Annotated in this window: 18 protein-coding genes; 8 read left to right on the forward strand and 10 right to left on the reverse strand. The window is 70.9% G+C overall.

The window, feature by feature from the left end:
- Window positions 1–1,885 (forward strand): ATP-binding SpoIIE family protein phosphatase (locus BEK98_RS22980; protein WP_094218538.1); only part of this gene is annotated, 1,885 nt, incomplete at its 5' end.
- Here BEK98_RS22980 and BEK98_RS22985 read toward each other — a convergent pair.
- The 4 genes from BEK98_RS22985 to BEK98_RS23000 form a co-directional block, all read right to left on the reverse strand.
- Complete coding sequence (locus tag BEK98_RS22985; RefSeq protein WP_094218539.1) at window positions 1,846–2,892, reverse strand: AI-2E family transporter; 1,047 nt, start codon at window positions 2,890–2,892, stop codon at window positions 1,846–1,848. The genes BEK98_RS22980 and BEK98_RS22985 overlap by 40 nt on opposite strands.
- 138 nt (window positions 2,893–3,030) lie before the next feature.
- Window positions 3,031–4,008 carry a pirin family protein gene (locus BEK98_RS22990; RefSeq protein ID WP_094218540.1) on the reverse strand — a complete coding sequence of 326 codons (978 nt, stop codon included), beginning with the start codon at window positions 4,006–4,008 and terminating at the stop codon, window positions 3,031–3,033.
- Window positions 4,009–4,141: 133 nt separating this feature from the next.
- Window positions 4,142–6,061 carry a YncE family protein gene (locus BEK98_RS22995; RefSeq protein ID WP_208643199.1) on the reverse strand — a complete coding sequence of 640 codons (1,920 nt, stop codon included), beginning with the start codon at window positions 6,059–6,061 and terminating at the stop codon, window positions 4,142–4,144.
- Window positions 6,062–6,255: 194 nt separating this feature from the next.
- Entirely contained in the window at window positions 6,256–6,720 is a 465-nt protein-coding gene (locus tag BEK98_RS23000) for an SseB family protein (RefSeq protein ID WP_094218542.1), read from the reverse strand.
- A 143-nt stretch (window positions 6,721–6,863) separates the two neighbouring features.
- Between BEK98_RS23000 and BEK98_RS23005 the strand changes: the two genes are divergently transcribed.
- The 3 genes from BEK98_RS23005 (at window position 6,864) to BEK98_RS23015 (ending at window position 11,854) form a co-directional block, all read left to right on the forward strand.
- Complete coding sequence (locus tag BEK98_RS23005; protein WP_094218543.1) at window positions 6,864–8,690, forward strand: acyl-CoA dehydrogenase; 1,827 nt, start codon at window positions 6,864–6,866, stop codon at window positions 8,688–8,690.
- 94 nt (window positions 8,691–8,784) lie between these two features.
- Window positions 8,785–10,083, forward strand: a complete 1,299-nt coding sequence (locus BEK98_RS23010) for a M18 family aminopeptidase (protein ID WP_094218544.1) — start codon at window positions 8,785–8,787, stop codon at window positions 10,081–10,083.
- A gap of 124 nt (window positions 10,084–10,207) precedes the next feature.
- Window positions 10,208–11,854, forward strand: coding sequence for a hypothetical protein (locus BEK98_RS23015; protein ID WP_094218545.1), 1,647 nt, complete (start codon window positions 10,208–10,210; stop codon window positions 11,852–11,854).
- Window positions 11,855–11,858: 4 nt separating this feature from the next.
- Here BEK98_RS23015 and BEK98_RS23020 read toward each other — a convergent pair whose 3' ends face one another.
- The 3 genes from BEK98_RS23020 to BEK98_RS23030 form a co-directional block, all read right to left on the reverse strand.
- On the reverse strand, window positions 11,859–13,685 hold the full coding sequence (locus BEK98_RS23020) for a thioredoxin-like domain-containing protein (RefSeq protein WP_094218546.1): 1,827 nt from the start codon (window positions 13,683–13,685) through the stop codon (window positions 11,859–11,861).
- 106 nt (window positions 13,686–13,791) lie between these two features.
- Window positions 13,792–14,643, reverse strand: coding sequence for a calcium-binding protein (locus tag BEK98_RS23025; protein WP_094218547.1), 852 nt, complete (start codon window positions 14,641–14,643; stop codon window positions 13,792–13,794).
- A gap of 148 nt (window positions 14,644–14,791) precedes the next feature.
- A complete protein-coding gene (locus tag BEK98_RS23030; protein ID WP_094218548.1) occupies window positions 14,792–15,178 on the reverse strand; it encodes a cupin domain-containing protein in 387 nt (128 codons plus the stop codon).
- Between the two features lie 52 nt (window positions 15,179–15,230).
- On the opposite strand from BEK98_RS23030, the gene BEK98_RS23035 reads away from it, so the two are divergent.
- Window positions 15,231–16,265 (forward strand): GlxA family transcriptional regulator, encoded by a 1,035-nt coding sequence (locus BEK98_RS23035; protein WP_244201942.1) that lies wholly within the window; start codon window positions 15,231–15,233, stop codon window positions 16,263–16,265.
- Complete coding sequence (locus BEK98_RS23040; RefSeq protein WP_094218549.1) at window positions 16,262–16,756, forward strand: LURP-one-related/scramblase family protein; 495 nt, start codon at window positions 16,262–16,264, stop codon at window positions 16,754–16,756. Before BEK98_RS23035 ends, BEK98_RS23040 begins: the two co-directional genes overlap by 4 nt.
- A 24-nt stretch (window positions 16,757–16,780) precedes the next feature.
- Here the strand turns inward: BEK98_RS23040 and BEK98_RS23045 are convergent, their stop codons facing one another.
- Window positions 16,781–17,575 (reverse strand): carbon-nitrogen family hydrolase, encoded by a 795-nt coding sequence (locus BEK98_RS23045; protein ID WP_094218550.1) that lies wholly within the window; start codon window positions 17,573–17,575, stop codon window positions 16,781–16,783.
- Window positions 17,576–17,756: 181 nt separating this feature from the next.
- On the opposite strand from BEK98_RS23045, the gene BEK98_RS23050 reads away from it, so the two are divergent.
- Window positions 17,757–18,581, forward strand: coding sequence for a maleylpyruvate isomerase family mycothiol-dependent enzyme (locus tag BEK98_RS23050; RefSeq protein ID WP_094218551.1), 825 nt, complete (start codon window positions 17,757–17,759; stop codon window positions 18,579–18,581).
- A 60-nt stretch (window positions 18,582–18,641) separates the two neighbouring features.
- Window positions 18,642–19,421 carry an SAM-dependent methyltransferase gene (locus BEK98_RS23055; protein WP_094218552.1) on the forward strand — a complete coding sequence of 260 codons (780 nt, stop codon included), beginning with the start codon at window positions 18,642–18,644 and terminating at the stop codon, window positions 19,419–19,421.
- A 101-nt stretch (window positions 19,422–19,522) separates the two neighbouring features.
- Here the strand turns inward: BEK98_RS23055 and BEK98_RS23060 are convergent, their stop codons facing one another.
- The gene (locus tag BEK98_RS23060) at window positions 19,523–20,821 is read right to left on the reverse strand and encodes an MFS transporter (RefSeq protein WP_094218553.1); all 1,299 of its coding nucleotides are present in this window, start codon (window positions 20,819–20,821) and stop codon (window positions 19,523–19,525) included.
- Window positions 20,818–21,468: a GntR family transcriptional regulator gene (locus tag BEK98_RS23065; RefSeq protein ID WP_094218882.1), complete on the reverse strand. Its 651-nt coding sequence runs from the start codon at window positions 21,466–21,468 to the stop codon at window positions 20,818–20,820. The genes BEK98_RS23060 and BEK98_RS23065 overlap by 4 nt, the downstream gene beginning before the upstream one ends.
- Window positions 21,469–21,658 lie beyond the last annotated feature (190 nt).

The following is a 21,658-nucleotide window of genomic DNA, read 5'->3' on the forward strand; positions in this document are numbered from 1 at the left end:
GGGCACGCTGGCCGAGGTGCGCATCCGGATCATGGACGAGCAGGGGCGGATCGTCCGCGTCGTACGCAGCCGTTCCAAGCCGTCGTACGACCCCGAGCGGCACGCGTACCAGCTGATCGGCACCCTCCAGGAGGTCACCGAGCCCACTCCGGGCACGCCGGCGGGCCGCAGGGCGGTCACCGGGGACTGGCGGCGCTCCCGGGAGGCGTTCCTGCTGGACGCGGGCCGGGCGCTGGCGGAGGCGCGGTCCACCGCGGAGGTGCTGCGGGTCGCGGCCGGGCTGTCCATGCCCGGGTTCTCCCCGGACGGGCTGGCGGTGTTCGGCGTGGAGGGCGACCGGCTCACGATCATCGGCCACCACGGGCACCAGCCCGGCGACGACGGCCCGTTCTCCCATATGTCGCTGGCCACGGACTACCCGGCCGCCGAGGTCGTACGCACCGGCCGGGCCGTCTATCTCTCCTCCCCCGCGGAGTACAAGGAGCGCTACCCGGTCACCTGGCCGCTCGCCGAGAAGTTCGGCCGGTCCTCGTGGGGGTTCCTGCCGCTGACGGCGGCCGGGCGCACGATGGGCGCCTGGATGGCGGCCTTCACCTACCCGGTGGCCTTCACCCCCGACGAGCGGGCCGTCCTGAACACGGTCGCCCGGATGCTCGCGCAGGCCCTGTCCCGGGCCGGTGCCGCCGACTCCCAGCGGGAGCTGGCGGAGGGCCTGCAGCGCTCCATGCTGCCCTCGCTGGGCCCGGAGATCCCCGGGATGGGCGTGGCCGCCCGCTACGTCCCGACCGGGGGCGGACTGCAGGTCGGCGGCGACTGGTACGACATGATCCCGCTGCCGAGCGGGCGGTTCGCGGTGGCCATCGGGGACGTCCAGGGACATGACGTGCGGGCGGCCGGCCTGATGGGCCAGCTGCGGATCGCGCTGCGCGCCTATGCCTCCGAGGGGCACCGCCCGGACGCCGTGCTCACCCGCGCCTCCCGCTTCCTGCACGGCATCACCCACGACGAGCACATGACCGACCTGCGCTTCGCGACCTGCCTGTACGTGGAGGCCGACCCGGCGACCGGGCAGCTGGAGATCGCCCGCGCCGGGCACCCGGACCCGGCGATCCGGATGGCCGACGGCACGGTGATGATGCGGCCGGTCGTGGGCGGGCTGCCGCTGGGCATCGACCCGGACGCCGACTACCCGACGACCCGGTTCACGCTGGAGCCCGGCGAGACCATGATGATCTGCACCGACGGTCTGATCGAGACCGGCGGGCACGACATGGAGAGCGGCTGGCGGCGCATCCGCGCGATCCTGGAGGACCACCGGGGCGATATGGAGTCGCTGGCCGACGCGCTGGTGCAGGGCGTGCACGGGCCGTCCTCGCACCACACCACCGGCTCGCTGGCGGACCGCCGCGAGGACGACATCGCGGTCCTGCTGCTGTGCCGCCCCGCTCAGGACACGGCCGTACGGCCGACGGTGCGGCGCACGCTGCTGTCGGTGGCGCAGGACGAGCCCGAGCGGATCGCCGAGGCCCGCCGGCACCTGCGCGAGCTGCTGCACGACTGGGCCTCGGACGAGCAGGTGGACTCCGCGGTGCTGCTGGTCTCCGAGATGGTCACCAACGTCCTCGTCCACACCGACGCCGACTCGCTGCTGCTCGCCGAGGTCACCGGGGAGCCGGGCGGGCGCCGGCTGCGGGTGGAGGTCTCGGACGCCGGCGACGACCTCCCGCACCGGCGCCGCCCGGGCGAGCTGGCCTCCTCCGGCCGCGGCCTGATCCTGATCGAACTGCTCGCGCACGCGTGGGGGGTGGACCCTCAGGGTGAGGGCAAGAGCATCTGGTTCGAGCTCTACGAGTCCGACGGCGCGGGGGCGCCGTACCGCGTGTGAAGTTCGTGTACGACGCCGAAGGCGGCGGCGGTCAGGGGCACCGCGAGGAGCATGCCGAGGATGCCCGCGACGGACGCGCCGGCGGTGATCGTCAGCATCACCACCGCGGGATGCATCTGCACGGTCCGGCTCTGGATCATCGGCTGGAGCACATGCCCCTCCAGGACCTGCACCGCGAGCACGACCCCGAGCGCCCACAGCGCGATGACGAAGCCGCGGTCGGCGAGGGCGACCAGCACGGAGATCGCGCCGGAGAGGAAGGCGCCGAGGTAGGGGATGTAGGCGGTGACGAAGACGAGCGCGGCGAGGCCGACCGCGCCGGGCACGCGCAGGATCAGCAGGCCGATGCCGATGAGGGTCGCGTCGATGAGGGCGATGACGGTGGTACCGCGCATGAACCCCTCGACGGCCTCGTAGGCGCGCCGCGCCATGGCCTCCAGGGTGTCGGCGGTGCCCCCGGGCGCGACGGCCCGCAGGGTCTCGACGACGCGGTGGGAGTCGCGCAGGAAGAAGAAGACGAGCAGCAGCGCGAGGACGGCCATGGCGATGCTCTCGCCGACGACACTGACCCCGCTGATGACGTTGGAGGCCGCGGTCCCCCCGAACTTGCTGAGCAGCTTGCGCGAGTTGGCGGCGAGGTCGTCGAGCCCGGTCCCGGCGGCTCCGAAGTGCTGTGCCACGGACTTGGCGGCCTGCCGGAGGGAGGCGATGATCTGGTCGCCGGTGTCGATGAGCGCGGCGACGACGATGTAGACGGCGCCACCGACGAAGGTCACGACGGCCACACAGGTCACCCCGGCCGCGAGCGACCGCTGCACCCCCGCGGCCACGAGCCTGCGGTGCAGGGGCCCGAGCAGGGCGGCCCCGAGCAGGGCGAGCAGCACCGGGGTGACCGCGGTCCGGAACTCCGCACACAGCCGCACCCCGACCCACCCGACCCCGGCGACGAGCAGCAGAACGACGCACCAGGCGGCGAGCCGGCGAACGGGCTCGGGCAGCAACGACACGCTTCCAGCGGAGCATGGGGGGCTACGGCTGTCCTGCGGCGGGACGCCAGGCGGGTGAGACCGGCGTCCACCCCGGCTGACGCCGTCGCCCGGCCCGCCGGAGTGGCGGACCGGGCGACGGTCGGGAGCCGGGTCGGGTCAGCCCTGCGGGCCGCCCTCCGACATCCCGTGCACCGCCGGGATCGTCCCCAGCCGCCCCTTCTGGAAGTCCTCGAAGGCCTGCATCAGTTCGTCCTTGGTGTTCATGACGAACGGGCCGTAGTGGGCCATGGGCTCACGGATCGGCTGTCCGCCGAGGAGGACGACCTCCAGGTCCGGGGTGTGCGAGTCCTGCTTCTCGTCCGCGCGGACGGTCAGCGAGGAGCCGGCGCCGAACACGGCGGTCTGGCCCAGGTGGATCGGACGGCGGTCGGTGCCGACCGAGCCACGCCCCGCCAGGACGTACGCGAGGCCGTTGAAGTCCTCGCGCCAGGGCAGGGTGATCTCGGCGCCCGGGGCGAGGGTCGCGTGGATCATCGTGATCGGGGTGTGGGTGATGCCGGGGCCCTGGTGGCCGTCCAGTTCGCCCGCGATGACGCGCAGGAGCGCGCCGCCGTCGGGGGTGGTCAGCAGTTGGACGTTGCCGCCGCGGATGTCCTGGTAGCGCGGGGCCATCATCTTGTCCTTGGCCGGGAGGTTCACCCACAGCTGCAGGCCGTGGAACAGGCCCCCGGACATGACGAGCGACTCCGGCGGGGCCTCGATGTGCAGGAGGCCCGAGCCCGCCGTCATCCACTGGGTGTCGCCGTTGGTGATGGTGCCGCCACCGCCGTTGGAGTCCTGGTGGTCGAAGATCCCGTCGATGATGTACGTGACGGTTTCGAAGCCCCGGTGGGGGTGCCACGGGGTGCCCTTGGGCTCGCCCGGCGCGTACTCCACCTCGCCCATCTGGTCCATCATGATGAACGGGTCGAGGTGGCGGTAGTTGATCCCGGCGAACGCCCGGCGCACCGGGAAACCCTCACCCTCGAAACCGCTCGGCGCGGTCGTGACGGCCAGCACGGGGCGGGCCACGGCGTCTGCCGGCGCGGTCACGCGGGGCAGCGTCAGCGGGTTCTCGACGGTCACTGCAGGCATGTCGGTACCTCCTTGTGCGCCCACTTTAGTTGAGCGTTGAACTTTCTGCCACCCCACAACAGCGACGGCCCGGAGGGCATTCCCTCCGGGCCGTCGATGTCGCGCGGGCAGCCGGGTGCGTGGGTCGGCTGTGTCAGTCGCTGAAGTACAGGTACTTCCACGAGCCGTACGTCGTGGAGTTCACGGAGTCACCGGACGAGCCGTTGACGTACACCGAGCGCATCCGGGCCCGGATGCCCGACTCGCCGGGCGCCCCGAGCCGGACGGCCGACTTCCCGTTCGTACCGAGCGGGAAGTACCGCGAGTCCGCCGAGTGCCACGAGCCCTGGTAGTAGACCTGGAGATCGAAGCGCTGCTTACGGCCCGGGTAGTAGCTCATCGTCGTGGTGAGCAGGGGGTCGGTGTTCTTGTGGAACCAGTAGTACGACGTCGAGCCGATCTTGGCCGTCTTGTAGTGCTTGGTCACGGCGGTGGAGATCCTGACCCGGGCGTACGCCGTGGACGTCACCGTCTTCGGCTTGTAGCGGGAGTCGCCCTTGAAGACGGCGGTGACGGTGGTGTCGCGGGTCATGTCGACCCACGCGGCGATGTCGCCCTTGGAGTCGACCTTCCCCGTCTTGATCAGCTTCTTGGGCTTGTCGCCACCGAAGGGGTCGGCCCAGATCTCGACCGAGCGGTTCTTGTACGTCGTGCCGAGATGCGCGCTGAACTTGACGTCGGTGCCGTAGTTGTACAGCTTGCCGTTGTTGTTCAAGGTCAGCGAGGTCGAGGCGCGGGAGACCTCGACGCTGTCGGAGGCGCCGGCCGGCAGGTGATCGGCGTCGCCCGCGTAGGCGACCTTGTAGGTGACCTTGCCACCGGCCGACGGGGTGTCGGTGAAGGAGTAGCCGCCGTCCGCCTTCACGGTGACCGAGGGGAGGGTCTTGCCGCTCGGGCTCTCCAGGTCGGTACGGGTGACGGTCAGCTCGGTGCCGGTGGGGAACGGGACCGTCGCCGTGATCTTGCCCGTCACGGTGAGCTGCTTGGCACGCGCGGCCGTCGCCGGGGCGTTCACCGAAAGGGTCGGCACGCTCCGCGCCGGGTCGGTGAGCGCCTTGAGCGTGTAGCCGCCGGGCGAGGACACGAGGGCGAAGATCCGGGAGGAGTCCGGGGCCCAGGCAAGGTCGGACGTGTCGGCGGCGTAGGTGCGGATCGGCTTGGCCGCGTCGGGCCGGTAGACCGCCACCTGGCCCTCGCCGAGCTGGGCCACCAGGCCGTTCGGGGCGATGTCCGCGCCGTGCCCGGACGGGTAGGCGCCGGCCGCGGTGAACTTCCCGTCCGCGTAGGCGTGCCGGAACGTGCCGTCGACCAGTACCTGCGGGGCTCCGGGCACGAGTTCGACGTCGTTGACGTACTCCACGTCGCTCTGCTGTGAGGCGACCAGCCGCGGCGTGGCGCCGGAGACGTCGACCACGGCCATCAGGCCCTTGGACGGGTCGGAGAAGTCGCTCGCGCCGATGGCCAGCAGTCCGGGCGCGGACGGGTCGGTGTCCAGAAGCCCGGCGGCGGAGACCCCGGTGTTCTCCAGCGGGAGCTGCCCGAGCGACACCGGGTCGGTCCCTGCGGCCGGGTCGACCGAGCCGAGGTCGCCCTCCGTGCCCGCCGCGTAGGTGAACCAGACCTTGCCGCCCGCGTACTCGAGGTGCAGCGGGCCGGTGGTGGCGGCCACGGGGTAGCGGGCCTTGACGTCGAGGGTGGCCGCGTCGAGCGCCACGATCTCGTGACTGACCCGCGCCGCGGCGTACAGGGTGCTGCCGTCGTCGGAGAGCGCCAGGTCGAAGATGCCGTCGATGCCGCTCACCGAGTCGACGCGGTTGCCGTTGTAGTCGAAGGCGACGATCCGGTCGTTCGTGTCGTCGCCGACGAAGACCCGCTTGAGGGTGTCGTTCACGACGATGCCCTCGGGCGAGCCGATGGTGGCGGTCACGGCCGACGCCGACCCGGCGGATGCGGCGGTCAGCGCCGCCGAGCCGAACAGGACCGCGAGCGCCGTCGCGGCCGAAGTGCTGCGCATGCGCACAGTGATGAACCCCCACGAAAAACCCCGGGATCACCGGGAGACGAGAGCGCTGCGCGACACCCGGACGCGACCGCGGAAGAGCGGTTGCACACGGGGCGCGGCTGCCTGGGGCACCCTATGGCATGCCTGCGACAAACAAGGGACCGCATTGCGCCGGCGGCGGTCAGCCGTCCCCGAGGCGACGGCGCCTAGCCGTACATCCTGCGCATCGCGAAGTCGACCATCTGCTCGACCGCCTTGGCGTCGAACACCATCCGGTGCTCGCCCTCCATGTCCAGGACGAAGCCGTACCCGGTCGGCAGCAGGTCGATCACCTCGGCGCCGGTGATCACGAAGTACTTGGACTCCTTGCCCGCGTACCGGCGCAGCTCCTTGAGCGAGGTGAACATCGGGATCACCGGCTGCTGGGTGTTGTGCAGGGCCAGGAAGCCGGGGGTGTCACCGCGCGGGCAGTACACCTTCGACGTGGCGAAGATCTGCTGGAAGTCCTCGGCGGACATCTGCCCGGTGGTGAAGGCGCGCACCGCGTCCGCGAGCGAGGGCGGGGACGGCTCGGGGTACAGCGGCGGCTGCTGCCCGTAGCCGCCGGACATCGGCTGCTGGGGTGCGGCGTACTGCTGCTGAGCACCGACGTTCTGGTCGTAGCCGTACATGCCCCAAAGAGTAACGAGTCACAGAAGACGGGATCAGGCTTGCGTCTTATTACCGACGGGTAGCATCATCGTAGCTACTTGTTGGTACGTGAACCAGATGCGAGGAGCCAGTGCCTCGCCGAGTCCTAAACGGAGCCGTCACCATGGGGCACTACAAGTCCAATCTCCGCGACATCGAGTTCAACCTGTTCGAAGTACTCGGCCGCGACAAGCTGTACGGCACCGGTCCGTTCGAGGAGATGGACACGGAGACCGCCAAGAGCGTCCTCGAGGAGCTGACCCGCCTCGCCGAGAACGAGCTGGCCGAGTCCTTCGCGGACGCCGACCGCAACCCGCCGGTCTTCGACCCCGCGACGAACACCGCCCCGGTCCCGGCGTCCTTCAAGAAGAGCTACAAGGCCTTCATGGACTCCGAGTACTGGCGCCTCGGCCTGCCCGAGGAGATCGGCGGCACCACCTCCCCGCGCTCCCTGATCTGGGCGTACGCGGAGCTGCTGCTCGGCTCGAACCCGGCCGTGTGGATGTACGCCTCCGGCCCGGCGTTCGCCGGCATCCTCTTCGACGAGGGCAACGACGTCCAGAAGCACATCGCGAAGATCGCGGTCGAGCGGACCTGGGGCTCCACCATGGTCCTCACCGAGCCCGACGCGGGCTCCGACGTGGGCGCCGGCCGCACCAAGGCGGTCCAGCAGGAGGACGGCTCCTGGCACATCGAGGGCGTGAAGCGCTTCATCACCTCCGGTGAGCACGACATGGAGGAGAACATCCTCCACTACGTGCTGGCGCGTCCCGAGGGTGCCGGTCCGGGCACCAAGGGCCTGTCCCTCTTCCTCGTCCCGAAGTACCTCTTCGACTTCGAGACCGGCGAGCTGGGCGAGCGCAACGGCGTGTACGCGACGAACGTCGAGCACAAGATGGGCCTGAAGGCCTCCAACACCTGCGAGATGACCTTCGGCGACCAGCACCCCGCCAAGGGCTGGCTGATCGGCGACAAGCACGACGGCATCCGCCAGATGTTCCGCATCATCGAGTTCGCCCGCATGATGGTCGGCACGAAGGCGATCTCCACGCTGTCCACCGGCTACCTGAACGCGCTGGAGTACGCCAAGGAGCGCGTCCAGGGTCCCGACCTCGCGCAGTTCATGGACAAGACCGCGCCCAAGGTCACCATCACGCACCACCCGGACGTGCGCCGCTCGCTGATGACGCAGAAGGCGTACGCGGAGGGCATGCGCGCCCTGGTCCTCTACACCGCGTCGGTCCAGGACGAGATCCAGGTCAAGGAGGCCGCCGGCGAGGACTTCTCCGCGCTGGAGGCGCTCAACGACCTGCTCCTGCCGATCGTGAAGGGCTACGGCTCCGAGAAGGGCTACGAGCAGCTCGCCCAGTCGCTGCAGACCTTCGGCGGCTCCGGCTTCCTGCAGGAGTACCCGATCGAGCAGTACATCCGGGATGCCAAGATCGACACCCTGTACGAGGGCACCACGGCGATCCAGGGCCAGGACTTCTTCTTCCGGAAGATCGTCCGCAACCAGGGCGCCGCCCTGAACTCCCTCGCCGAGGACATCAAGAAGTTCCTGGCGCTCGGCACCGGCGGCGAGGAGCTGGCCGGCGCCCGCGAGCACCTCGCGAAGGCAGCCATCGAGCTGGAGGCGATCGTCGGCCTGATGCTGACCGACCTCGCGGCCACCGAGCAGGACGTCAAGAACATCTACAAGGTGGGCCTGAACACCTCCCGCCTGCTGCTGGCCTCCGGTGACGTGGTCGTCGGCTACCTGCTGCTCAAGGGCGCCGCCATCGCCGCCGAGAAGCTGCAGACGGCCTCCGCGAAGGACAAGGCCTTCTACACGGGCAAGATCGCGGCGGCGAAGTTCTTCGCGGCCAACGTCCTGCCGGGCGTCACCCTGGCCCGCAAGGTCTCGGAGACGGTCGACCTCGACCTGATGGAGCTGGACGAGGCCGCGTTCTAGCCTGCCGAAGGACCCGCTCCGCACCCACTGATCGCCTGCGTGGGCCCGCTCCCGTACCGGGGGCGGGCCCACGCACGTCGTTAAGGTAAGCCCCATGAGCGCACCAGCCCGCTTCGACCGCGGCCACACCGACGACCTGATGTCCTTTCTGGCGGCGAGCCCGTCGCCGTACCACGCCGTGGCGAACACCGCCGAGCGGCTGGAGAAGGCGGGCTTCCGTCAGGTCGCCGAGACGGACGCCTGGGACGGGTCGATCGGCGGCAGGTACGTGCTGCGCGGTGGGGCGATCGTCGCCTGGTACGTCCCCGAAAGCGCCCAGCCGCACACGCCGTTCCGGATCGTGGGCGCACACACCGACTCGCCCAACCTCAGGGTCAAGCCGCAGCCGGACGCGGGGGCGCACGGCTGGCGGCAGGTCGCGGTGGAGATCTACGGCGGCCCGCTGCTGAACTCGTGGCTCGACCGGGACCTGGGCCTGGCCGGGCGGCTGACCCTGCGCGACGGCACCACGGTGCTGGTCAACGTGGACCGGCCGCTGCTGCGGGTGCCCCAACTCGCCATCCACCTGGACCGTTCGGTGTCCTCGGAGGGCCTCAAGCTCGACAAGCAGCGCCATCTGCAGCCGGTGTGGGGGCTCGGCGACGACCTGCGCGACGGCGATCTGATCGCCTTCCTGGAGGTGGAGGCGGGTCTCACGGCGGGCTCGGTGGCCGGCTGGGACCTGATGACGCACCCGGTGGAGGCACCCGCGTATCTCGGCCGGGACCGCGAGCTGGTCGCCGGTCCCCGGATGGACAACCTGCTGTCGGTGCACGCGGGCGCGGCCGCCCTGGTCGCCGCCGCGACCTCCGGCGCCCCGCTCACCCACATCCCCGTGCTGGCCGCCTTCGACCACGAGGAGAACGGCTCGCAGTCGGACACCGGCGCGGACGGCCCGCTGCTCGGCACCGTGCTGGAGCGCTCGGTGTTCGCGCGCGGCGGCTCGTACGAGGACCGGGCCCGCTCCTTCGCCGGCACGGTCTGTCTGTCCTCCGACACGGGCCACGCCGTCCACCCCAACTACGCGGAGCGGCACGACCCGACGCACCACCCGCGGGTCAACGGCGGTCCGATCCTCAAGGTCAACGTCAACAACCGCTATGCCACGGACGGTTCGGGCCGGGCGGTGTTCGCCGCGGCCTGCGAGAAGGCGGGTGTGCCGGTGCAGACCTTCGTCTCCAACAACTCGATGCCCTGCGGCACCACGATCGGCCCGATCACCGCGGCCCGGCACGGCATCCGGACCGTCGACATCGGCGTGGCGATCCTGTCGATGCACAGCGTGCGCGAACTGTGCGGCGCCGACGACCCGTTCCTGCTGGCGAACGCGCTGACGGCGTTCCTGGAGGGCTGAGTTCCACCCCTCGTTCCCCCTGCGAAACCGTTACTTTTGAACCTGTTCAAACAAGGTTGCCGCAGCGTACGATGCGCTTCGCTCTTCAACGATCTGCGTATCCGGTCTCGTGGGGGGACTACACGTGCGAAAAAGATCCCTGGCCCTCGCCTGCGCCTCCGTCGCGGCGGGCGTGCTGCTCGGCCCGGTCCCGGCGGCACACGCGGCGGTCGCGCCCGAGCTGTTCTGGGTGGGCAGCGCCGAGTCGCCGGCCAGTGGCCTGGTGGCCCTGTCCGCCCAGTCCGACAGTGCGATCACCTCGATCACGGCGCACCTGTACGCGCCCGGCTCCGCCGCCGGTGACCCGGAGGTCGCCGAGGTCAGCGACTTCACCCTGAACTCGGGCACGGCGCAGTCGGGCGTATGGCAGACCGGCACCCCGCTGCGCCTGGCCGACCTCGGCACCTACCGTGTCGTGGTCGACGTGACCGACGCGGACGGGGACACGTCCTCGACGCAGGGCGCCAACGGCTACGACTACTGGCTCCAGGCCCATCTGACGGACTTCCAGGTCACGCCCCAGAACCCGGACTACGAGCACCAGGACGTCTCCGTCTCGGGGCGCTACACGGTCACCGACCCGCGCACCGGCGGGACGACCGTGCCCGACGGCCAGGTGAACCTCTCCACCGGCAACACGGGCGAGTACCAGAAGGTCCCGCTGGACGCCGACGGCCGCTTCTCCCTGACGTACCGGCAGACCTACGAGTACGGCGGCACCGTCAGCACGTGGCTGGACCTGGCACAACCCGAGCCCATGTACCAGGGCAGCGTCTCCGACAACGTGAGCGTCAGACCCGTCCAGTCCGACACCCGGGTCACCCTCGACGCCGCCGAACTGGACGTCAAGGAGGGGAAGGCGGCGCAGGTCTCCGGCACCGCCGAGGTGTACGTCGGCGGGGCGTGGAAGCCGCTGGCCGGAGCCACGGTGGACGAGATCTGGTCCGACGAGTTCGGCGGCGTGGCCTCGCGGCCCGTCACGGGCGCCGACGGCCGCTTCACCGGACAGCTGACGCTGCCGAAGTCCGGCTCGGTCGAGGTGCAGGTCCGCAGCGGCACGTACGTGAAGACGAGCCCGCTGCAGAAGGTCAAGGTGTACGTCGCGGAGAAGACGTCCCTCACCGACTTCACCGCGACGCTGAACAAGTACTCCGAGCTGACCGCCAAGGGCATGCTGCACACCGGCTCCAGCGTCCCCGGGTACGCGGACAACAAGGTCGAGCTGCAGTACTCGGCCGACGGGAAGACCGGCTGGAAGACGATGAAGACCGTCGTCCCCGGCAACTCCGACCCCGAGTCCGGCGCACGGTTCAAGGGCACCTTCGACGCGCCCTACAAGGGCTACTACCGGGCGCACTTCAAGGGCAGCCGCAACTGGCAGGAGTCGTACAGCAAGGTCGTGCACGCCCAGCGCATCCCGACCCGCATCACCGGCGGCAACGCCTCCCCGGAGCCGGTCCGCAAGGGCCGCACGATCACCTACAAGGGCAAGCTGCAGCACTACACCTCGGGCGCCTGGAAGGCCTACGCCGGCCAGAAGGTGAAGATCCTCTTCCGCCCCAAGGGCTCCTCCAGCTGGTACGACATGGGCAACACCACCACCCGCACCGACGGCACGTTCAGCAAGGGCACCACGGCGTCGAAGGACGGCACGTGGGTCGCGGTCCTCCTGTACCCGAACAGCACGCACCTGGTGAGCGCCGGGTACGAGGACTACGTGGACGTGGTCTGAGGTCCTACCGCTCGTCCATCCCGGCCAGGACGAGGGCCAGCCGGTCCGCCCCGCTCTCGGTGAGGCGGACCGGGACGCCCCAGTCCTGCTGGTGGACGTGGCAGGCCGGGTATTCGATCGACGGGTCGTCGTCGCAGCTGGCGGCTATCGCGGAGACGTGCAGGACGCCCTCCGTGACGGCCGGGTTCAGCTCCAGGGTGCGGGACAGGTCCGTGTCGGCGCCCTCGCCCTTGAGCAGCAGCTCGGGCGGGGTGGAGGAGACCAGGAGTCGGGTCGAGGGACCGTAGCGCTTGTCCAGCTTCTGGCCTGCGGGGGCCTGGAAGATGATGTCCAACTGGAGTCGGCCGGGGGCGATTTCGGTGGCCGCGCGCTGGGTGCGGTGGGCGACGGTCACCACCCGGACCGCCGCTTCCGGCAGGCGCAGGCGGGTCAGGCGGTGCCGGGCCGACTCGACGACCACGATGTCGTCGCCGACGAGGACGGCGTCGCTGGGCTCCCGCAGATCCGTGGCGAGGGTGGTCACTTCACCGGTCGCGGGGTCGTAGCGGCGCAGGGCGTGGTTGTAGGTGTCGGCGACCGCGACCGAGCCGTCCGGGAGGGCGGTGACGCCCAGCGGGTGCTGGAACAGGGCCTGCTCGGCGGCCCCGTCCCGGTGGCCGAAGTCGAACAGGCCCTCGCCGACGGCGGTGTGGACGTGTCCCTCCAGGTCGACCCAGCGCAGGGCGGAGGTCTCGGAGTCGGCGAGCCAGAGCCGGTCGGCGGTGGCCGCGAGGCCGGAGGGCTGCGCGAACCAGGCCTCGGCGCCAGGGCCGTCGACCAGGCCCTCGTTGGTGGTGCCGGCCCCCACGGCGACGGTCCGCGTGGCCGGGTCGTACGTCCACAGCTGGTGGACGCCCGCCATCGCGATCCACACCTTGCCGCCGAAGACCGCCACGTCCCAGGGGGAGGAGAGGTCGACCTCGCGGGCCGGGCCGGAGGTCGGGGACCCCTGCCACCACTGCCGGCCCGTGCCGGCCAGGGTGGTCACCTCGCCGGTCGCGAGGTCCAGGCGGCGCAGGGCGTGGTTGACGGTGTCCGCGACGATCACGGAGGTGCCGTCGTCGAGCAGGGCGAGGCCCTGCGGCTCGTTGAAGGAGGCCTCCTGCGGGCCGCCGTCGGCGAACCCGCGCGTGCCGCTGCCGATCCGCCGTACGACGGTCTCGGCGTCCTCGGCCAGCTCCACCAGCTGGTGCCGGGTGGTGTCGCTGACCAGGAAGGTCCCGCCGGGCAGCAGCAGCGCCTTGCCGGGGAAGCGCAGCACCGTCGGCTCGGGCTCCGGCGGCACGTACGGCCCGTCGCCGCGGCGCAGGGTGCCCTTCGCCTCGTGCTCGGCCTCCAGCTCCTGGACCAGCCGCTCGATGGCGTGCACATGGCCCTCACCCGCGTGCTGGGCGACCACGTACCCCTCGGGGTCGACGACGACCAGGGTCGGCCAGGCCCGGACCGCGTACTGCTTCCAGGTGGCCAGCTCGGGGTCGTCCAGCACCGGGTGCTCCACGCCGTACCGCTCCACCGCGTCCACGACCGCCGCGTGCTCGGCCTCGTGCACGAACTTCGGCGAGTGCACGCCTATGACCACCACCGTGTCCCGGTACTTCTCCTCCAGCTCGCGCAGCTCGTCCAGGACGTGCAGGCAGTTGATGCAGCAGAAGGTCCAGAAGTCCAGGACGACGATGCGTCCGCGCAGGTCGGCCAGGGTGTACTGCTTGTCTCCCGTGTTCAGCCAGCCGCCCTTGCCGATCAGCTCGGGGGCGCGGACGCGGGCTCGTCGCCGGGGTACGGAGTCGGTCATGGCCCCAAGAGTGCCACCCGGCTCCGACACCCCCTTCGACACCTGTGGATAACCCGGCTGTGGGTAGCCCGCCTGTGGACAACCAAGGACAACCGGTTCAGGCCTTTCAGTCCTGGCGGATCACGTCCGTGCCGGGGCCGCCGGACAGCGTGTCTCTGCCGGCGCCGCCGTACAGCTTGTCGTTCCCGCTGTTGCCGTAGAGCCTGTCGTTGCCGCTGTTGCCGTACAGGACGTCGTCGCCCTTGCCGCCGTACAGCGAGTCGGCCGCGGAACCGCCGTAGATCTTGTCGTTGCCGTCGTCGCCGGACAGGTGCTGGCTCGCGGCGCCGCCGTGCAGCACGTCGTCGCCCCTGCCGCCCTGCACGATGTTGTCGCCGCCGCTCGCGTAGATCGTGTCGTTGCCGTCGCCGCCCCAGGCCAGGCCCTCCGCGCCCACCGTCAGGGTGTCGTTGCCGGCGTCGCCCGAGGCGTAGGCGCCGTCGAGGCGGCCGCTGTCGGTCAACTTGTCGTTGCCGGCGCCGAGGGAGATCTCGGCGTAGTAGTAGATCTGGTCGGTGGTGTTCTCGTAGGTGACCGTGTCGTTGCGGTCGCCGAGGTTCATGATCAGGGCGGCGTACGGGTCCTGGCTGTCCACGTTGGTGACCGTGCAGGAGACCTTCGTGTGGTCCGCGCTGTCGGGGTAGGCGCAGTCGTGGCCCGCGCTGATCGGGACGACGTCGTCTATCACGTAGGTGATGCCCGTGCGGTCCGCGGTGAGCGCCGCGGTGACGGTGGCCTTGTTGGTCTGGCCGGGGGCGGCCTTATAGGTGAGCTGCCAGTCATACTGGTTGACCGAGGCGGTGGCCGGCTGCGTGGCGGCACCGGCGGTGCCGGCCAGGGTGAGCGGTGCGGCCAGGGCCGTACCGAGGGCCAGGGTGACGGCTCGTACGACCCGGCTGCGGGCGGGACGAGAGGACATGGGCGGACCTCCGAAAGGAACGTGCGGAGCCTGTGCGACTTGTGCAACGTCCGACTCGGCGCCCACCTGCTTGGTTGGGCAACTTCCTTACGGAAGCTGGAAGTTCACCCGCGAGACACCTCTCGTCCCGCCGGATTCCGGTGCCGGGTCAGCTGAGGGCGTGCCCGATGGTCGCGTCCACGTGGTCCGGCACCTCGTCGTGCCGGTCGCCCACCGAGAAGGTGCCGGTGGGCTCGAAGACCAGCATCTGGGTGGGCACGGGCGCGTACGGCTTGTGCCAGGTACCGCGGGGGACGGTGAACACCGAGCCCTTCGGGAGGACGACCGTGCGCTCGCCGGCCGGCTCCCTGAGAGAGATGTGCAGTTCGCCGTCGAGGACCAGGAAGAACTCGTCCGTGTCGTCGTGGACGTGCCAGACGTGCTCGCCCTCGACCTTGGCGACGCGAACGTCGTAGTCGTTGACCGCGGTGACGATGCGCGGGCTCCACTGGTCGGTGAAGGAGGCGAGGGCCGCCTCCAGGGAGATCGGTTCCATGCGTTCATCGTCCGGGGTGCCGGACCGGCCCGACGAGTGCTAGAAATCGCACATGCCGCAAGAATCCTCGCACCGAGTCGTTCTCGTCGTCGACGAGAACTCCAACCCGTTCGAGATGAGCTGCGCCATCGAGGTCTTCGGGCTGCCCAGGCCCGAACTGGGGCGGAAGCTGTACGACTTCCGGCTGTGCGCCGCCGAGCCGCACACCCGGATGCGGGACGGTTTCTTCACGCTCACCGGGGTCGCCGGACTGGAGGCCGCCGAGGAGGCCGACACGCTGATCGTGCCGAACCGGCCCGACACCGAGGTACCGCGCGCGGAGCGCGTCCTGGACGTCGTACGCCGGGCACACGCGCGGGGCGCCCGTCTGGTCGGCTTCTGCTCGGGCGCGTTCACGATCGCGGAGGCGGGGCTGCTGGACGGGCGCCGGGCGGCCTGCCACTGGATGTGGGAGCAGTCCTTCCGGACCCGCTTCCCCGAGGTGCGCCTGGAGCCGGACGTCCTCTTCGTGGACGACGGCGACATCCTCACGGCGTCGGGCAGCGCGTCCGCGCTCGACCTGGCCCTGCACGTCGTACGGCGCGACCACGGCGCCGAGATCGCCAACCACGTCTCCCGCCGCCTCGTCTTCGGCCCGCACCGGGACGGCGGCCAGCGGCAGTTCGTGGAACGTCCGCTGCCCGCGGTCCCCGACGAGTCACTCGGCCCGCTGCTGGCCTGGGCGCAGGAGCGGCTGGGCGAGCCGCTGACGGTGGCGGACCTGGCCGCCCGCGCGGCCGTCTCCCCCGCCACCCTGCACCGCCGCTTCCGCGCCCAGCTCGGTACGACGCCGCTGGCCTGGCTCACCGGGGAGCGGGTCGCGCTCGCCTGCCGGCTGATCGAGCGGGGCGAGGAACGCCTGGACGTCGTGGCGGCCCGCAGCGGCCTGGGCACGGCGGCCAACCTGCGCGCGCGGCTGCGGCGCGAGACGGGTTTGAGCCCGTCGGACTACCGGAGGCGTTTCGGGCCGGAGCCCGCCGCTGCCTCCGGCTCCGTTCCCTCCGGCTCCGTGATGATCCCGCCGGGCCGGGGAACGGTATCCGCATGAGACTCCTCGTACGCGACCGGCTCCTCGGTATCGGTGACGACTACTGGATCGAGGACGAGCACGGCCGGAAGGTGTTCCTCGTCGACGGCAAGGCCATGCGGCTGCGGGACACCTTCGAGCTGAAGGACGCCCACGGGCGCGTCCTGGTCGACATCCACCAGAAGATGTTCGCCCTGCGCGACACCATGGTGATCGAACGGGACGGCGAGGGCCTGGCCACGATCAAGCGCAAACGGCTGTCCCTGCTGCGCAACCACTACCGGGTCGCGCTCGTGGACGGTACCGAGCTGGACGTCAGCGGCAAGATCCTCGACCACGAGTTCGCCATCGAGTACGACGGCGAACTCCTCGCGGTGATCTCCCGCCGCTGGCTGCACCTGCGGGACACGTACGGCGTCGACATCGTCCGCGAGGACGCGGACCCGGCGCTGCTGATCGCGGTGGCGGTGTGCGTGATCCATCTGGCGCAGCGGGAGCGGGAGGACGACTAGAGCCGCCCCGGGTCCGCCGCGTGTTCAGCGGCGCGGCGGTTCCAGGCCCAGCATCCGGTCCTTCAGTGCCGGGAACTGTTCACGGGTGGCCGCCACCTTCGCCGGGTCGAAGTCGACCGTGAGGACCTCCTCGCCGGCACCCGCCTCGGCGAGCACCTCGCCCCAGGGATCCACCACGATCGAGTGACCCGCCTGGGGAACTCCGGCGTGCGTCCCGGCCGTTCCACACGCGAGCACGAACGCCTGGTTCTCCACCGCCCGCGCCTGAGCCAGCAGCGTCCAGTGCGCGCGTCGCCGCTCGGGCCAGCCCGCCGGGATCACCAGCGTCTCGGCGCCCGCGTCGACGAGGGAGCGGAAGAGTTCGGGGAAACGGAGGTCGTAGCAGGTGGCCACGCCGAGGGTGGTCCCGGGCAGCCGGACCGTCACCAGGTCCCGCCCGGCGCCCATCAGCACGGCCTCGCCCTTGTCGAAACCGAAGCGATGGATCTTGCGGTAGGCCGCGGCCAGCTCACCGGAGGGGGAGAAGACGAGAGAGGTGTTGTAGAGGGGGCCGTCAGGGTCGCGCTCGGGGATGGAGCCGGCGTGCAGCCACACGCCCGCGTCGCTCGCCGCCTTGGCCATCACCTCGTACGTCGGCCCTTCGAGCGGCTCGGCCTCGGGGCCGAACTCCTCGTAGGCGAAGGCGCCGGTGGTCCACAACTCGGGCAGAACGACCAGGTCGGACCCGGCCTGTTCGCGGACCAGCGCGGCCACCCGCTGCCGCCGTTCGGCAACCGATTCGCCCTCGTCTACGGCAATCTGGATCAGCGAGGCGCGCACACTACCACCGTCCTGGCATTCGAGTAGTCCACACGGGCCTACGATCGTCACACGAAAGCACTGCCGGGGTGCCTCATAGCAGCGTAACTTAGCGTTTCAAGACACCCGCCGAGTGCAGCCACCTCCCACTGGCAACGCCGCCACAACCGCCCGTGTACCGACCGCCGAGGGGTCCCGTTCCGTGAGTCTGCATCCCACCCTCCAGCCCTACGCCGACGCCTGGACCCACTCCGTCGAAGCCATATCCGAGTTGGTCGGCAAGCTCCCCGAGGGCGAGTGGAACCGGCGGACGCCGTGCCCGGGCTGGTCGGTGCGTGATGTGGTCTCGCACGTCATCGGCCTGGACTGCGAGATGCTCGGCGACCCGCGCCCCATCCACACCCTGCCCCGCGACCTCTTCCACGTCACCAACGAGCACCAGCGCTATATGGAGATGCAGGTCGACGTCCGCCGCCACCACACGGCGCCGGAGATGACGTCCGAGCTGGAGTACACGGTCATCCGCCGCAACCGCCAGCTGCGCAACGAGTCCCGCGACCCCGGCCACAAGGTGCGCGGCTACGTGGGCGCCGAGGTCACCCTCGAACAGGCGATGCGCAACCGCGCCTTCGACGTGTGGGTACACGAGCAGGACCTGCGCACGGCCCTCGGCCGCCCCGGCAACCTCGACTCCCCGGGCGCGCACATCACCCGGGACGTCCTGCTGGACGCGCTGCCCAAGGTGGTCGCCAAGGACGCGAACGCCCCGCGCAGCTCGGCCATCGTGTTCGACGTGCACGGCCCGGTCGAGTTCCTGCGCACCATCCGCGTGGACATCCAGGGCCGCGGCACCCTGGAGACCGCCCCCGCCCTGGGCCCCGCCGCCTCCTTCGCCCTCGACTGGGAGACGTACTTCCGGCTGGCGTGCGGCCGGGTGAGCCCGGAGGCGGTCGTGGACCGGGTGAAGACGGAGGGCGACCCGGACCTGACGGCGGCGATCCTGCGCAACTTCACGGTGACGCCGTAGGCCCGCCGGCGCTCGGAAAACCGGTGTCGCCGCTCCGCCCTCGGAACTAGCGTGCGCGCCATGACGGACACTGCCGCGACCCCAAGCACCGACGACCTCCCGCCCCGGCTCACCCGGCTCGTCTTCCACGGCCCCCTCTCCGAGGCCCGCGCGGCCGCCCTGGTCCGGCGCCTCGCCGACACCCGGCCGGGCAGTGTGCTGGACATCGGCTGCGGCTGGGGCGAGTTGATGCTCCGGGTGCTCGAAGCCGTACCGGACGCCCGGGGACTCGGCCTCGACGTGAACGCCGAGGACCTGGCGAGGGGTCGGCGGAACTCCGCGGCGCGGGATCTCGCGGACCGCGTGGAATTCGTCGAGGAGTCCGCCGTCGGTACCCGCCGCGGCCCGGCCGACCTGGTGCTCTGCCTGGGCGCGACCCAGGCACTGACCAAGGCCGAACCGCCCACGGCGGAGGCGCTGCGCGAGCTGCGGCGCCTGGTGACCGACGGCGGCCGCGTCCTGCTCGGCGAGGGCTTCTGGGAGCGCACGCCCACCGAGCCCGAACTGGCCCGCATGTGGCCGGGCGCCTCCGCCGACGACCACTACGACCTCGCCACCCTCCTCGACCTCGCCGTCGAGGCCGGCTTCCGCCCCGAGTGGACGGAGACCGCGAGCCCGGCCGAGTGGGAGGAGTTCGAGTCGGCGTACCAGGCGGACACGGAGGTATGGCTGGCCACCCATCCGGATCACCCGTCGGCCCCCGAGACCCGCGACCGCCTGAACCGCCACCGCGCACAGTGGCTGACCTACCGAGGCGTACTGGGCCTCGCCTACCTCACCCTCGTACCGGTCACCGGCTGAGCGGAGGGGAGGGGAGGCCGCCGACGGCGAGCACCCCCACAGGTTGCCCAGCCACTCAGCCAACTGGAAACGCGCGGTGCGTGGGCGGGAGAAAAAGCGGCTCAAGCCGCAGGCACATGCACCGTCTCCACCCGACTGGCCACCAACCGCTCCCGCTCCCGCCGAGCCGCCCGCCCCCGCAGCCGCAGAATCTGGCTCACCCCCAGCGCCTGCAGGACGAACACCACCGAGAAGGCCACCGAGTAGTCGTCCCCGGTGGCGTCCAGCAGCACCCCGACCGCGAACAACGTCGTCATGGAGGCGACGAATCCACCCATGTTGGTGATACCCGACGCCGTGCCCTGTCGCTCGGGCGGGTTGGCCGGCCGGGCGAAGTCGAAGCCCAGCATCGAGGCCGGACCGCACGCGCCGAGCACCGCGCAGAGCACCACCAGCAGCCACATGGGAGCACGCTCACCCGGCCAGGCGAGCGTCAGCGCCCACAGCGACGCCGTCGCCCCGACCGTGCCCAGGGCCAGCGGCAGCCGGGCCGCGTGGTGCCGGGCGACGATCTGGCCGTAGACCAGCCCGATCACCATGTTGCACAGGACGACGAGCGTCAGCAGCTCACCGGCCGTGGCACGGGACAGCCCCTGTGCCTGGACCAGGAACGGCAGCCCCCACAGCAGCAGGAACACCATCGCCGGGAACTGGGTCGTGAAGTGCACCCACAGTCCCAGCCGGGTGCCGGGCTCCCGCCAGGACGCCGCGATCTGCCGGCGGACGTAGGCCGCGCCCTGGTGCGGGAGCGGCTCGGGCTCGTGCCCCTCGGGGTGGTCCTTCAGGAACAGCAGCGTCAGGACGAGTACGACCACGCCGGCCAGCGCACTGCCCGCGAACGCCGGGGTCCAGCCGATGCCGTGCAGCAGCCGGGCCAGGACCAGGGTGGAGACCAGGTTGCCGGCCATGCCGACCAGGCCCGCGAGCTGCGCGACCAGCGGCCCGCGCCGGGCCGGGAACCAGCGGCTGCCCAGCCGCAGCACGCTGATGAAGGTCATCGCGTCACCGCACCCGAGCAGCGCCCGCGAGGCGAGCGCCGTGCCGTAGGAGGGCGAGAAGGCGAAGCCGAGCTGGCCCGCCGTGAACAGCACCGCGCCGATGCCGAGCACCTTCTTGGTGCCGAGCCGGTCGACCAGCAGGCCCACCGGTATCTGCATGCCGGCGTAGACCAGCAGTTGGAGGATCGAGAAGGTCGAGAGGGCGGAGGCGTTGACGTGGAAGCGGTCGGCCGCGTCCAGCCCGGCCACGCCCAGGGACGTACGGAAGATGACGGCGACGAAGTAGACCGAGACGCCGATGGACCACACCGCGATGGCGCGACGGCCGCCGGGAGGGTCACCCGGCAGGGTGGCGTTGTTCACCGGACCTCACCCCGCGCGAGGTGCGAGAACCAGCTCACATGCCGGTGCACGACCCCGACGGCCGCCTCCGCGTCCCCGGAGCGCAGCGCCTCGAGGATCTCCTCGTGCTCGGCGAGTGTCTTGGCGATCCGGTCGGGGTGCGAGTGCATGACGGCGACGCCCATCCGCAGTTGCCGGTCGCGCAGCTGGTCGTACAGCCGGGACAGGATCTCGTTGCCTCCGCTGCGCACGATCTCGGCGTGGAAGCAGCGGTCGGTCTTCGCCGCGGCGGCCAGGTCACCGGCCGCGGCCTGCGCCTTCTGCTGCTCCAGCAGCTCCGCCAGCCGCTCCAGCAGCCCCGGCGGGGCGGGCACGGCCTTGCGGGCCGCGTGCTCCTCCACCAGCAGCCGGGTCTCCACCACGTCGGCGATCTCCTGCGCGGAGACCGGCAGGACCAGGGCACCCTTCTTCGGGTACAGCCTGATCAGGCCCTCCACCTCCAGCTTGAGCAGCGCCTCCCGGACAGGTGTGCGCGAGACCCCCACGGCCTCGGCCAGCTCCCCCTCGGTGAGCAGCGTCCCGCCCTCGTAACGGCGGTCGAGGACGCCCTGCTTGATGTGGCTGTAGACACGGTCGGCGGCGGGTGGTTGCTTCGTGGGCGTGGCCATGCCCACAGGATAGATACAACACGTACGCATGAGAGAGGCTCGTCCAGCATGCGGACGTGACGCAGATCTCTCCCAGCGACCGCACAACCTTCTGTGCTACTTACGTGTCACACACGTGCGGCCCTGCTCCCTTGCCACCCCCAACTTGGCCGCACAGTAGGGGCATTCAACACAATCGGGGTATCTCACT

This window comes from Streptomyces diastatochromogenes, assembly GCF_002242805.1.
Lineage (GTDB): Bacteria > Actinomycetota > Actinomycetes > Streptomycetales > Streptomycetaceae > Streptomyces > Streptomyces diastatochromogenes.